The sequence below is a fragment of the Pseudotenacibaculum sp. MALMAid0570 genome, assembly GCF_040151415.1.
Taxonomy (GTDB): Bacteria; Bacteroidota; Bacteroidia; order Flavobacteriales; family Flavobacteriaceae; genus Polaribacter.
Genome location: NZ_JBDKWF010000043.1, coordinates 1 through 14,180 on the forward strand (window position 1 = coordinate 1; position 14,180 = coordinate 14,180).

Annotated in this window: 12 protein-coding genes; 11 read left to right on the forward strand and 1 reads right to left on the reverse strand. The window is 32.8% G+C overall.

Going from position 1 to position 14,180, the window contains the following annotated elements; translation table 11 throughout:
• The 5 genes from AAON49_RS01525 to AAON49_RS01545 all read left to right on the forward strand — a co-directional run.
• On the forward strand, positions 1–1,659 hold a 1,659-nt coding region (locus AAON49_RS01525), incomplete at its 5' end, for a fibronectin type III domain-containing protein (protein ID WP_349552128.1).
• Between the two features lie 101 nt (positions 1,660–1,760).
• Positions 1,761–2,966, forward strand: coding sequence for a TlpA family protein disulfide reductase (locus AAON49_RS01530; protein WP_349552129.1), 1,206 nt, complete (start codon positions 1,761–1,763; stop codon positions 2,964–2,966).
• Positions 2,967–3,066: 100 nt separating this feature from the next.
• Entirely contained in the window at positions 3,067–4,170 is a 1,104-nt protein-coding gene (locus AAON49_RS01535; protein WP_349552131.1) for a DUF2911 domain-containing protein, read from the forward strand.
• Between the two features lie 111 nt (positions 4,171–4,281).
• Complete coding sequence (locus AAON49_RS01540; RefSeq protein ID WP_349552275.1) at positions 4,282–4,830, forward strand: DNA-3-methyladenine glycosylase I; 549 nt, start codon at positions 4,282–4,284, stop codon at positions 4,828–4,830.
• 11 nt (positions 4,831–4,841) lie between these two features.
• Positions 4,842–5,270, forward strand: coding sequence for a hypothetical protein (locus AAON49_RS01545; protein ID WP_349552132.1), 429 nt, complete (start codon positions 4,842–4,844; stop codon positions 5,268–5,270).
• Here AAON49_RS01545 and recG read toward each other — a convergent pair.
• Positions 5,267–7,363: an ATP-dependent DNA helicase RecG gene (gene recG / locus AAON49_RS01550; protein ID WP_349552133.1), complete on the reverse strand. Its 2,097-nt coding sequence runs from the start codon at positions 7,361–7,363 to the stop codon at positions 5,267–5,269. The genes AAON49_RS01545 and recG overlap by 4 nt on opposite strands.
• A gap of 112 nt (positions 7,364–7,475) precedes the next feature.
• On the opposite strand from recG, the gene AAON49_RS01555 reads away from it, so the two are divergent.
• The 6 genes from AAON49_RS01555 (at position 7,476) to AAON49_RS01580 (ending at position 14,112) form a co-directional block, all read left to right on the forward strand.
• Positions 7,476–7,751: a hypothetical protein gene (locus tag AAON49_RS01555; protein ID WP_349552135.1), complete on the forward strand. Its 276-nt coding sequence runs from the start codon at positions 7,476–7,478 to the stop codon at positions 7,749–7,751.
• 150 nt (positions 7,752–7,901) lie between these two features.
• The gene (locus tag AAON49_RS01560; RefSeq protein WP_349552136.1) at positions 7,902–8,342 is read left to right on the forward strand and encodes a hypothetical protein; all 441 of its coding nucleotides are present in this window, start codon (positions 7,902–7,904) and stop codon (positions 8,340–8,342) included.
• Positions 8,343–8,377: 35 nt separating this feature from the next.
• Positions 8,378–9,163: a hypothetical protein gene (locus AAON49_RS01565; RefSeq protein WP_349552137.1), complete on the forward strand. Its 786-nt coding sequence runs from the start codon at positions 8,378–8,380 to the stop codon at positions 9,161–9,163.
• Positions 9,164–9,238: 75 nt separating this feature from the next.
• Entirely contained in the window at positions 9,239–9,859 is a 621-nt protein-coding gene (locus AAON49_RS01570) for a hypothetical protein (RefSeq protein WP_349552138.1), read from the forward strand.
• A 3-nt stretch (positions 9,860–9,862) separates the two neighbouring features.
• Complete coding sequence (locus AAON49_RS01575; protein WP_349552139.1) at positions 9,863–12,850, forward strand: hypothetical protein; 2,988 nt, start codon at positions 9,863–9,865, stop codon at positions 12,848–12,850.
• Between the two features lie 50 nt (positions 12,851–12,900).
• The gene (locus AAON49_RS01580; RefSeq protein WP_349552140.1) at positions 12,901–14,112 is read left to right on the forward strand and encodes an RsmB/NOP family class I SAM-dependent RNA methyltransferase; all 1,212 of its coding nucleotides are present in this window, start codon (positions 12,901–12,903) and stop codon (positions 14,110–14,112) included.
• Positions 14,113–14,180: the final 68 nt, after the last annotated feature.

Here is a 14,180-nt window from a genome sequence, read left to right on the forward strand (position 1 = left end):
TCTTGGGGAAGTACCTATCAATTATCCGGTACTTTAGCTAATGGTGATGTTTTTGTTATTGCTAATAGCAGTGCTATTGCTGCAATTACAAGTGTAGCTGATGTAACTACTGGTTCAGGTATTGTTACCTTTAACGGAAATGATGCTGTAGCACTATTTAAAAACGGAACTCTAATTGATGTTATTGGTGACCCTAATAACACTGCTAACTTTGCTCAAAACACAACCTTAAGAAGAAAATCATCTGTGAATAGCCCGAATGCAACATATACTGTTGCTGAGTGGGATTCCTATGCTACAGATACTTCTGATGGACTTGGAAGTCATTCTTTAGATGGTGCTGCTGACACGCAAGCTCCTTCGGCCCCATCATCTCTTAGTGCTTCTAACATTAATGAAACAACTCTTGATTTGTCTTGGAATGCGGCTACCGATAATGTTGCTGTAACAGGGTATGATGTATATCAAGGAGCTTCTTTGTTAGGTACTACTGCTGGAACTTCTTATAATGTCACAGGACTTACTGCTAGTACAGCTTATTCTTTTACTGTAAGAGCAAAAGATGCTGCTGGTAATGTTTCTGGTGACAGTAATATTGCTAATGCAACTACTGTAGATACTACAGCTCCTTCTGCTCCTACTTCATTAGCAAGTGCTAATGTTACTGAAACAACAGTAGATCTTTCATGGTCGGCTTCTTCAGATAATGTAGCTGTAACTGGTTATGATGTTTATCAAGGAGCTACTTTGTTAGGAAATACTGCTGGAACTTCTTACAATGTGACAGGACTTACTGCTAGTACAGCTTATTCTTTTACTGTAAGAGCAAAAGACGCTGCGGGTAATGTTTCTGGTGATAGTAATAGTGTAAACATTACTACGGATGATCCGCCAACAAATACGACTACGATACTTTCTCAATCTTACTTTGAATCAGGTTGGGATAATTGGAGTGACGGTGGTAGTGATTGTGCTCGTTACTCAGGATCTCGTTCATGGGAAGGAAGTTATTCTATACGATTAAGAGATAATTCAGGTACAGCATCTTCTATGACTTCTCCAACATATGATATCACATCCTATGACACTGTAGAAGTTGAATTCTACTTTTATGTATATAGCATGGAAAATGGTGAGGACTTCTGGTTGCGTTACTATGATGGTTCTTCGTGGCAAACAGTACAAACTTGGGTAAGAGGATCTGGTATTGAAAATAATAACTTCTACTCTGCAACTGTAACGCTAGATTCAGCTACTTACACGTTTGCAAATAATGCTCAATTTAGATTTCAAAATGATGCATCTGGAAACGCAGATCATATTTATATAGATCAAGTAACAATTACTGGGAAAACTGGTGTTGCATCTAGAGGACCTGTTTCTAATCAAAACTTAACTCTCTTAAGGACTTTGAATACTGATTTAGACACTTTCATCTTGTATCCAAATCCTGTAGACGGAAACATACTAAATATTGAATTAAATGATGAGGAAAATAAACCTGTAAAATACCGAGTAGTTTCTTTACTTGGTCAAGTGCTAAAAACAGGAATTGTTTCTGATTCTAGTCTCAGAATTAATCAATTAAAATCTGGAGTTTACTTACTTGAACTATTTGTTGATGACGAAAAACTCGTTAAGAAATTCGTTAAGAAATAATTCGTTTGAAAATCTGTAAAAAGCCTTGAGAGAAATTTCAAGGCTTTTTTTTATGTAAGCATTTAATTGTTTCTTCGTACTAAATTTTCAATACTTTCAATATGAAAAAAGCTATCATTGTACTCTTTATTGTTTTTTTGACAGCTTGTAACCAAGAAACTTCCACCCTTGATGAAGGGTTCTATAGAGTTGTATTAGGTATTCAGGATAATGAAGAATTGCCTTTTGTGATGAATGTTAATAATCCATTTTCCTTAGAGATTTACAACGCAGATGAAGTAATTCAAGTAGATGAAATAAGGTATAGTAATGATTCTGTATTTATTCAAACACCAGTTTTTGAGGGATATATAGCTGCCAAAATAACAAATTCAGGTTTTGAAGGAAGCTTCATTAAAGAAAGTTTGGATAGAATTGTTCCAGTAAAAGCTAAAAAAAATAACGAAGTACGATTTGAAATTAAAAGCGATCAAAAGCCTACTAATATGTCTGGAGTTTGGGAAACTGTATTTAGTCCTGATAGCAATACTGATAGATATATTGCTAAAGGAATTTTTGAACAAATTGGTCATCAATTAACGGGAACTTTTAGAACTACTACAGGTGATTATCGTTATCTAGAAGGTGTTGTTGATGGTGATTCTTTTAGACTTTCAACATTTGATGGTGCTCATGCTTTTTTATTCACAGGAAAAGTAAATGACTCAACACTCACAGGCAATTTCTATTCTGGTGATCATTGGAAAGAACCTTTTGTTGCAAAAAGGAATCCAAAATATCAACTACCTGATGAACATGATCTAACTTATATCAAAGAAGGATATGATTCCTTCAATTTTTCCTTTCCAGATAAAGAAGGCAATTTAGTTTCTTTAAAAGACGAACGCTTTCAAAATAAAGTAGTTGTAGTACAAATTATGGGTACTTGGTGTCCTAATTGTTTGGACGAAAGCAAGTATTATACTCAATATGCAAAAGAACATTCAGAAGTACAGTTTGTCTCTTTAGCATTTGAAGTAGCTAAGACAAAAGAAAAAGCTTTTCAAAGAATAGATCGACTTAAAGAACGCCTTCAAATTCCCTATCCCATTTTGCTAGCTCAATATGGAAGTGATAGTAAATTGTTAGCTAATGAAAAGTTACCAATGTTAAACCATGTTCTCTCATATCCAACTAGCATTTTTATTGACAAAAAAGGAAAGGTAAGGAAAATACATACTGGGTTTAACGGGCCTGCAACCGGTCAAAAGTATATCGATTTTAAAAATGAATTTGAAAGTTTTATCGACTTACTTCTTAAAGAATAGTTAATTCATTCCCAAAAAAAATACGTTTAACAAGAACTTAACAGAGTTGGATTTAAGATGTAAATAAATTGAAAGTGAATCAATTTAAACCTTTACATCAATGAAAAAAATCAACCTAACTCGACTTTGCTTGTGTCTATTTATGACTGTAAGCTTCCATGCTTTTTCACAATTAAATTTACCGAGAGGAAGTCAAATGGCATCTGTTTCACAACAAATTGGAATTACAGATGTTTACATCAAGTACTCAAGACCTAACGTAAACAAAAGAGAAATTTGGGGAAAATTAGTTCCTTACGGATTAAACAATCTAGGTTTTGGAACCTCTACAGCTGCTCCTTGGAGAGCTGGTGCTAATGAGAACACTATTATTAAATTTACTAGTGATGTAAAAATTGAAGGAAAAGAAATCAAAGCGGGTAAATATGGTTTTCACATCATTGTAAACCAAGACGATACTGCTACTCTTATATTTAATAAAAATCATACTGCTTGGGGAAGCTTCTTTTATGAACCAAGTGAGGATGCTTTGAAAGTTGATATCAAAACGAAATCAATTCCACACAAAGAACAATTAACGTTTGAATTTAATGAAGTAACAGGAAATTCAGCTGTAGCTTCACTAAATTGGGAAAAGAAACAGTTTCCATTTAAAATAGAAGTAGATGTTACCAATGTTGTATTATCTGACATCCGTAGAAAGCTTCAAAATCAGCCAGGATTCAATAGACAATCTTGGGAGCAAGCGGCTAATTTTGCATTGAATAATGGCGGAGACCTTAATGAAGCTTTAACATGGATTAATGGAGCTATTTCAGGGAAATTTTTTAGTCAGCAAACATTCAACAACACCAATATTAAAGCAGGAATTTTAAATAAAATGGGCAAAAGAGACGAAGCTCTTGCCGCTTTAGACAGTTATATGCCCAAAGCAACCATTTTTGAAGTACATCAATACGGAAGACAACTTATTAATTTTGGTTTAAAAGACAAAGCTTTGGAAGTATTTAAAATGAATGCTAAAAAGAATAAAGATACTTGGCCTGTTCATTATGGTTTGGCAAGAGGTTATTCAGCTAAAGGGGATTTTAAATCGGCATTAAAACATTTAAAGAAAGCTTTAGCTAATGCACCAAATGCTGCTAGTAAAGGAAGAGTTCAAGCAAATATTGCTAAGTTGGAAAAAGGAGAAGACATCAATTAAGATGTTTACTGCTTGGTTAGGAAGAAGGTCTGTATTCACAGACCTTTTTTTATTTGTACACAATAAAACTGAGTAGATTTCGTAATTTTGTTAGAGAAAGAACCAGATACAATGGCTACCAATACGTATTGTGAATACACAAAAAATTTAGACGAAGAAAATGTTCATAAAATCTATCATGATACCCAGTATGGTTTTCCAATAGATTCAGATAATGAATTGTTTGGTAGGTTGATTTTAGAAATCAATCAAGCCGGATTATCTTGGGATACTATTTTGAAGAAACAAGAAAATTTTCGAAAAGCATATTCTAACTTCGACATCAAAACAATTGCTAATTATGATGAGAATGAAAGAGCACGTTTGTTATCTGATGCTGGTATTATTAGAAATAAGTTGAAGGTAAATGCTGCCATTCATAATGCCAATGTTATTTTAGAACTTCAAAAAGAACATGGTTCTTTTCAAAATTGGCTAGATGCTCATCATCCGAAAACCAAAGATGAATGGGTAAAACTATTCAAAAAAACATTTAAGTTTACTGGTGGTGAAATTACCAATGAATTTCTAATGAGTTCTGGTTATTTAAAAGGATCTCATAGTGAAAGCTGCCACATCTATAAAAAAATACTAAAAACAAATCCTAAATGGAATCAATAAAAAACTCTATGATGAAAAAAATCTTAATCACTTTACTATTTACAATCTCATTTTCACAAATTAATGCTCAAGAACTTGGTGTGCGTTTTGGGGACGTTACTGGAGGTAATGTAGCTATTGATGCCATACTATCTATGGGAGAAACTACAAGAATACATGCAGATGTTTCTTTTGGAAATGGTGTAGGTATAGACCTTCTTTGGGATTTTATATATGAACCCTTAGGAGGAGAAGATTTACATTGGTATGCTGGTTTAGGGCCTTATGCTTTTTTAGGCGATCCTTTTGCCTTAGGTGCCGTAGGAGAAATTGGTCTTGAATATCGCTTTAATGAATTTCCATTAGTTATTGGAGCAGATTGGCGACCTTACTTTCGAATTATAGATAATACAGACATAGGAGTAAACAGTTTTGGACTAAATGTGAGGTGGGTGTTTTAACTAATATTAGACCAAGCTCCTGTTCTTTTAGCTAATTCTGAATAAGTTCTTTGAATTGCTGCATTTTCTGGTTTTGATAAATTAGAATCGTCCTGTAATAACTCAATGGCAGCATTTCTAGCTTTCGTTAAAATTGGTGTATCTTTTACAACATCAGCAATTTTTAGGTTGAGTACTCCACTTTGTTGAGTGCCCATAATATTTCCAGGACCACGAAGTTTAAGATCTACTTCTGCTATTTTAAATCCGTCTGAAGTCTCTACCATAGTTTGCAGTCTTGTTTTTGCTTCAGAAGACAATTTAAAACTAGATAGTAAAACACAATAACTTTGATCTGCTCCACGACCAACTCTACCTCTCAACTGATGCAATTGACTTAATCCGAATCGTTCTGCACTTTCTATAACCATAACACTTGCATTAGGTACGTTCACTCCTACTTCAATTACAGTTGTAGCTACCATAATTTGAGTTTCTCCTTTTACAAAGCGTTGCATTTCAAATTCTTTATCATCAGCTTTCATCTTTCCATGCACAATACTAATTTGATAGGAGGGAGTTGGAAATTCTCTGGAAATACTTTCATAACCATCCATTAAATCTTTGTAATCCATTGCTTCAGATTCTTGGATTAATGGATATACAACATATACTTGTCTTCCTTTAGCAATCTCTTGTTTCATGAATTTAAAAACTGATAAACGATTACTATCATACCTATGAACCGTTTTTACTTCTTTCCTCCCAGGAGGCAACTCATCAATAACAGAAATGTCCAAATCACCATACACACTCATTGCAAGAGTTCTAGGAATTGGTGTAGCTGTCATCACCAAAATATGAGGAGGTAAATCATTCTTCTTCCACATTTTAGATCGCTGTGCTACTCCAAATCGATGTTGTTCATCAATAATTGCAATTCCAAGATTTTGAAACTGCACCTTGTCTTCTAACAATGCATGCGTGCCTATTAATATTTTTAGTTCTCCATTTTCTAAAGAAGTATGAATCTCTTTTCTTTTTTTGGTTTTTGTAGATCCTGTTAACAGTTCTACAGACATATTCATGTCTTTTAAAAGCTCATTGATCGCATTATAGTGTTGTGTAGCTAAAATCTCTGTTGGAGCCATAATTGTTGCTTGAAATCCATTATCTATGGCTAATAACATCGATAACAATGCAACAATTGTTTTACCAGAACCAACATCGCCTTGTAACAATCGATTCATATGTGCATGTGAAGCGACATCTTTACGAATTTCTTTTAATACTCTTTTTTGTGCATTGGTTAGATCAAATGGCAAATGATTATTGTAAAATTCATTAAAGTGATTGCCAACATGCTCAAAAACATATCCTTTAATTTTATTCTTTCTAATTAGTTTTTTCCTCAGGAGTTGTAGCTGAATAAAGAACAACTCTTCAAATTTCAATCTGTATTGAGCTTTAGCAAGCAGTTCTGGTGAATTAGGAAAATGAATGTTTAACAGTGCTTGCTTTTTATCTAGCAATTGATATGTTTTTCGAAAATCATCTGATAACGTTTCTTGAATGTTCTCAAAAACTTGCATCAATAGATTTTGTACGTATCCTTTAAATACTTTGTTACTAACTCCAGTATTGATTAATTTTTCTGTAGAAGAATAAACAGGTTGCAGTTTAGTTTGCTTTTTTCTCTTATAATCTTCAACTAAGTCCATTTCTGGATGAACCATAGAAAAAGTTCCATTAAAGAAATTAAGCTTACCGTATATTATATAAGGTGTATTAATTTTAATTGATTCTTTGATCCATTTATGACCTTTAAACCAAACTAATTCCATAATCCCAGTTTCATCTTGAAACCGAGCTACTAGTCTTGAACCTCTTTTTTGTTTTACAGTTTTCAAATCCAAAACCTTTCCAATCACTTGAACATCAGAGCTATTATCAATAAGCTCAGTAATTTTGTAGAATTTTGTGCGATCTATATATCTAAAAGGAAAATAATGCAGTAAATCATGTAATCTATGTAACCCTAACTCAGCAGAAAGGCTAGCTGCTCTAGCATTACTAATACCTTTTATATAAGTTAATGGGCTATTTAGGTTCATTTATTTCTAAAATTTTAAGCGAATTTAATGATTAAATCATACATTTTTTCACTCCTTTTTTTGGTTGGTAAGACTTTTTTTGCTTTATTTGGCAAACATATATAATGAATCAATGTCCCCTAAGACTAAACTTCATACACTAACGTTATTGATTTTGTTGGTTGGTTTTGCTCCAAATTTAAGAGCACAAAACAAGTCCAACCAAGGAAAGAACCCCCAAAGAACAGTGGGTGTTTCTGTATCTCCATCACATTTTCATTTTAGTCAAAAACAAGGCGAAGTAAAAACCTATGACATTACTGTAAAGAATAGCACATCTACTCCTAAAGAGTTTAATGTAAATATTTACGATTTTGACATGAATGGAAAAGGTAAGAGTAGTTTTTAACCTGCTGGAAAAGGAAAATTCTCATTAGCGAAGTGGGTAAACATTTCTCCTACTTTTATACAATTAAAACCTTTTGAGAATAAAAAAGTAAAAATTACTGTTAGTGTACCCTCTGATGATTCTGGTAGAAAAGCAGCGTGGTCTATATTAATGATAGAACAACAAGCACCAAGAAATAACTTATTAAACACAACTAGAGATGGTAATACTATAGCATTAGGTATAGTACCAACTTTTGCTTTTGGAGTTTTTGCATATCAAAACCCTCCAAACGTATTGGTTAATAAAGTTGAGTTTACAGATTTTCAATTAAAAGATTCAAAAACCGGAAAAGCCTTGTATTTAGAAGTGCAAAATCAAGGTGACGGAATAGCATATTGCACATCTTATATAGATTTAACGAATTTAGATACAGGTGAGCAACAACGATTAAAAGTTAAAAATTTCACGATAGTTCCAGAACTTATTAGAGATTTTAACTTTAACCTACCCAACAATTTACCCAAAGGAAAATATCTAGCAGTTGGAGTTCTCGATTATGAAAGCTCTGAAGAAATTCAAGCAGCTAGAATGGAATTTGAAATTAATTAAACTTAAATATTAACCCCCTTAAAAATCGATTTATTATGAGGAAACAATCAAAATTACTTTTAACTATGTTAGCGTTAGTAGGTCTTGTATCTACTGCAAATGCACAGTTAATTGACGAAAAAGACGTAACTGTAACTCTGGATTTACAACCAGTATTACAATTAGACATGACAACTGCGAATCAGTTGGAGTTTGTATTCGATGACATCAACGAATACTATGCAGGTATTACACAATATGCTGCTACTATTTTAAAAGTAAGTTCTACTGTAAGTTGGGATTTATATGCTGTAGGTAGATCTTCTGGAGCTACTGCTGCTGGATTCTGGGATCAACAAATTGATTACGGAAACAACAACCCAAATGCAATTGATCAATTACCTTTAAGTTTATTAGAATTGAGACAATCTCAACCTAATAGTGGTGATGGTGCTGCAACAGGTACTTTTACTGATTATAGTGCTGCATTCTCTGCAAACGGAACTATAAGTCGTGCTAACAGTTTGTATGTAAATGGTGGTGCTATTACTCCTCCTGCTACTACAGATAAGTACATTGCAGGTCATGCTGGTACTTCTGGTACTGCTGGTCAAGATTTCATGCCAGGTGGGTCTTACTTAACTCAAACTGGTATTACTTCTGATTACTATTATGCAATTGACTATAGAATTTTACCAGGTTTACCTGCTATTTTCCCAAATGCTGGTAGTGCAGATGGTACAACTGCTCAAGACATTGTAACAAACAATACTGCAGGAACCTATGCTGAGCCAGGAGTATACACTATGTATGTACAATATGTATTATTAGAAGATCAATAGGCTTTTAGTAATTAATAATTATATTTGGGATGTGGTTCTTTTTTGAACTACATCCCTTTTAATTAAAATCACATTGTGAATATCAAATTCAAATCTTTTTTACTTTTTCTTATTGGAGCATTTTTTGCAACTAAAACCAATTCTCAAGTACATTGTGGTTCTGTAGCTATTGTTCCCAATAGTTCTGTAAATCAAGTTGTTGTTTTTGATGACTTTACAAAGTACAATTCTGGTGTTACGATTAATAGTGTGGCTAGAATTAGAGTTACTGTAGAAGATCAAACAGTACCAGACCCCTTATGTTCTTGGAGTTTACGAATGTTTATTGAAAATAACTCTGGTGCAGGTACTCCTGTTGATGAATGGGAAGAATTGACTACTTATGGAAGTGGAAGTGGTAACAATCCACAAATAAGTGCACTTCAAATTCGTGTGAGAAATGCATGTGCAACATCTCCTGCTGATAATACATTCCAATCTTTTAACACCACGGCAGATATTTTAGATATCATAGCTCAAATGTTGCCAGTAACACCTGCTGGAAGTTGTACTCAAAATGTAAACGGCCCTGGTAGCTATTTAACAAATTATGATGAATTTAGTTTTGATATCGATATAAGAATCAACCCTGGTTTTCAATATAATCCTGGAATTTTTAACCTAAATATTCGTTTTCGACTAGAAGAAAACTTATAACCATTGAAAAGTTTTTCGCCCTCTTATAAATTTTTACTTTTCTCTACGCTACTAGTTACTTTTTTAACTAATCAAGCCCTATATTCTCAAAACACAGCATCCAATCAACAAAAGGATACGGTTCCTTTTATACGTTTTGGAAATATCTCAACAAAATTTATCAAACCTTCTTTTGAATTAAAAAAAGGAAGCATCATCTCTAACGTCCTTAAAGTTGTTAATCATGACACAAAAGCTATTCGTTTTACTGTAGATGCTCTTTTCCCCGGAGGTTGGACTAGAATAGATGATGCCACAAAAATATATACTGCAAGAGCAAAGGATACTGTTATAGTTCCTCTCATTATAACCCCAACAAAATTAGTGAATGGAAATACAGAGATCATCATCAACGCTTTTGTAATTGCTCAAGACGGACAACAAATAGGAAATAATTTTTTCACCCTTACTACAAAAAAGAAAATAGCATGGAGTGTTGGACTTCAAAACAATACCAATTATTACTTTAAAAACGATGAAAATGAAAAGAATTTTAGTTTTTCTGTAAATAATGATGGTAATTATGATCAAGATGTATTTATTAGTTATACTATTCCAAGAAAAGATTTAGTATTAGCTGACACACTTGCAAACGAGATTAAAGACCCAAACAGAACTTTCACCTTAAAACCAGGAGAATCCAAAGAGTTTGCTTACAAAGCAGTAGCCACATCTTTTAATGAGAGAAATAAAAAGAGAATTTCTATAAATAACTTCTCTCCTATTACAAATACAGAAAGAGTCACAAGAACTTTAGTTTTAAATAGTAGTGAGCCGAAAATCACAAAAGGAGGTTTGCAGAAAAAAACAAAACTAAATTTCATCAAATTACCTAATCAAATAGAAGCAAATCCTTATGGGTATCCGTATTTACCATTAATTGTAGATTTAAATGCACAAAATGTACTGGACGATCGTAGTTTTCTATCCTTAAACCTTCAAGGTTTTAAACAATTGAACTCAACTGCAAGTCTTATTTATTTTACGCAATTCAATTATAGTAATAGTTTCTTTACCAATAATGTATTTAGAAATGCTCCTTGGTATGTGGGGTACTTTGATGATAAAAAATCGATTGAAATCGGACAAGTAAGTGGCGATTTAATTGGAACATCAGCAGCAGGAAAAGGGATTAAGGCTTCTTATCGTTTTACAGATAGACATACAGCTGGTGCTTTTTTTACAAATTCTGCTGGCTTCTTTGATACCAACAATGCTATTATAAGCTATGGAGGATGGTACAATTTGAAATATAACGAAGATATTCGTGTATCTGCTAGGGCTGGTAGAAGTAATAATAAGTTTATTAATAGAACAACAACAGTAGCAACATTACAACCCAGTGTTCGTTTTTTAAATAAACATACAATTTCCTTATTAGGAGGCTATAGTTTACAAGAATTTGAACAAAACAACACATCTGTTAGCACTAACGGAGTTATTTTGGGAACAAATTATTCTTCTTCTTTATTCAATCGAAAATTAAAATCGAATTTCAGTGTTCGTTATAATGATAGAAACTTTAGTAGTGGTACAAGTGAAAGAATCTTTTTTAATCAAAGAGTAACATACGAATTATCAAAAGATTGGTTGACTATATTTTCAGGTAATTACCAGAAAACCAATATTTTCAATAGAAATACAGATCAGTTTTTATACACTTTAGAAACACTTTTTACTAATGTGATATTTTCTAAAAAGACAGAAACCGGATCTTATCAACCAGGTGCTTTCTTCGAGTACAGAAATTTCCCTAACAATTCATTTGCTCTTAGAGGTTTAAACTTTCGCTATTCAGCTTTTAGTTTGGATCAAAATTTCTTATCATCAATTTTTACAAGAGCTGGATATGCTAAGCCTCGAAATCAAGCTGATACAAAAGAATACTTTAGTTTAGAAGTAAGCGGATTGTTTCGCTATAGAACATGGAATGCTACCGTTCGATACAATTTAGGAACCTTCTCTTCTATTACATCGCAACAAAATCAGAATGACCTAGTAACCCCTCAATCTCTGAGATTATCTGTTCAAAATCAGCATTTGTTTGCAAATAGACATTTTGCTTTAGAATCAAGTTTGATTTACAGTTTCAACAATGTTTTTAAAAATCATACCTTAGGTATTTTTCCACAAGCATATTATTTCTCAAATTCAGGATGGAGGTTTGGAATTAGTGCTAATTACGTGTTTACTACAAGTGACTTTAGCTCTGTATTTGACATCAATGATCCTAACATTCCTAATCAACAAAATATTGGACCAACCACTAACAGTAATTTAAATCTGAATTTTAACCTTAGAAAAGAATTTGGAATTCCAATTCCTTTCACCAAGAAAATTGCTGCAACTACAAAATTTGTTTCATTCTTAGATGTAAATGGAAATGGCATCAAAGAAAAAGATGAAGTGAGTGTGCAAAATGTTGTTGTTAAGTTGAACAAAAATGAAGTAATTACCAACTTTGAAGGAGAAGCAACAATTAAAAATTTAAAACTAGATAAATACAAACTAGAAACAATTGCTTTGGAAGATTTAAATGGTTGGTTTGCCAATGTACAAGATTCAATTGTAATTAATCAAGATGGCATCAACTATATTCCGTTTGTACGAGGTATCAAAGTATATGGTGATGTTATTGTTGATCGTCAAAAAATAGCAGTAACAGACGAAAAGCCATTAGACTTATCACGTATTAAAATAAGTGCTGTTAAAGGAGATAAGATATATAATACATTAACAAACAGTGACGGACGTTTTGAATTTTATCTCCCATTCGGGCAATATACTATTACAATGGATGAAGGAATTTTAGGTGATCGATTTAGAATTACACGAAATAATTTATCCGTCAGATTAAGAAATAATCAAGATGGTGTGTATGTCTCTTTCTATATTGTTGAAAAAAGGCGTAAAGTAATTTTCAAAGACTTCACAAAAAAGAAAAACGAATAGCTTCTTTAATCAAAGTCTATTCCTATCTTTGTAGGCTTAAATTTTTTAAAGTGAGGCTTCATAGAAACTTAGTATTTACTGTTATAGACAGTATCCATGATATCTTTAATGAAAATGTATATGCAGATAAGGCTGTAGAAAAGGCATTAAAGAGAGATAAACGTTGGGGAAGTAGAGATCGAAAGTTTGTAGCAGAAACTATCTACGATATTGTACGATGGAAACGCTTATATGCTGCTATTGCTGATGTGAAAGAACCATTTAGCAGACCAAATTTATGGCGCTTGTTTAGTGTTTGGTGTGTTTTAAGAGGAATACAACTTCCAGACTGGAAACAAATAGAGCCCACTCCTACTCGACGAATTAAAGGAAAGTTTGACGAATTTTCTAAAACAAGAAAAATACGTGAGTCAATTCCTGACTGGATGGATGAAATTAGTGTTCAAGAATTAGGAGAAGATCTTTGGACTAAAGAAATTGCGGCATTAAACAAACAAGCTGAAGTAATTCTGAGAACAAATACGTTGAATATTTCGAAACAAGATCTCCAAAATCAGCTTTCTAAAGAGAATATAGATGCTCAACCTATAAAAGGTTATGAAAGTGCCTTAAAACTTGTAGAAAGAGCTAATGTATTTAAAACAGAAGCTTTTAAGAAAGGATATTTTGAAGTTCAAGATGCATCATCTCAATTAGTAGCAGAATATTTAGACGTTACCCCCGGAATGAAAGTAGTAGATACTTGCGCAGGTGCTGGAGGTAAAACATTGCATATTGCCTCTTTAATGAAAAACAAGGGACAGATTATTGCTATGGATATTTATGAAAGCAAGCTTAGAAAGCTTAAGGTAAGAGCCAAGCGAAACAAAGTTCATAACATAGATACTAGAGTTATCGACTCAACAAAACCTGTAAAAAAATTATATAACAAAGCTGATAGAGTTTTAATTGATGCTCCATGTTCAGGAATTGGTGTATTAAGAAGAAACCCAGACTCTAAGTGGAAACTACAACCACAGTTTTTAGATGAAATCAGAAAAGTACAACAGGATATTTTACAACAATACTCTAAAATGGTAAAATCAGGAGGAAAATTGGTTTATGCTACGTGTTCTGTTTTACCTTCAGAAAATCAACTACAAGTTGATAAATTCTTAGCTTCAGATGAAGGAAAAGAGTTTACTTTTGTTAAAGATCATAAAGTACTAGCGCATCAATCTGGTTTCGACGGATTTTACATGGCGCTATTAGAAAGAAAATAGAAATTTCAAATCACAGATGATTATCTGTGGTGATGAAATCAAAAAAGTTGCTGAAAAAGTTTTTGTGT

Bases quoted from the DNA above. Each gene is read 5' to 3' on its own strand.
- AAON49_RS01565 (WP_349552137.1), top strand. From the start codon at position 8,378: ATGAGGAAACAATCAAAATTACTTTTAACTATGTTAGCGTTAGTAGGT.
- AAON49_RS01530 (WP_349552129.1), top strand. From the start codon at position 1,761: ATGAAAAAAGCTATCATTGTACTCTTTATTGTTTTTTTGACAGCTTGT.
- recG (WP_349552133.1), bottom strand. From the start codon at position 7,363: ATGAACCTAAATAGCCCATTAACTTATATAAAAGGTATTAGTAATGCT.
- AAON49_RS01540 (WP_349552275.1), top strand. From the start codon at position 4,282: ATGGCTACCAATACGTATTGTGAATACACAAAAAATTTAGACGAAGAA.
- AAON49_RS01535 (WP_349552131.1), top strand. From the start codon at position 3,067: ATGAAAAAAATCAACCTAACTCGACTTTGCTTGTGTCTATTTATGACT.
- AAON49_RS01555 (WP_349552135.1), top strand. From the start codon at position 7,476: ATGTCCCCTAAGACTAAACTTCATACACTAACGTTATTGATTTTGTTG.
- AAON49_RS01560 (WP_349552136.1), top strand. From the start codon at position 7,902: ATGATAGAACAACAAGCACCAAGAAATAACTTATTAAACACAACTAGA.
- AAON49_RS01545 (WP_349552132.1), top strand. From the start codon at position 4,842: ATGAAAAAAATCTTAATCACTTTACTATTTACAATCTCATTTTCACAA.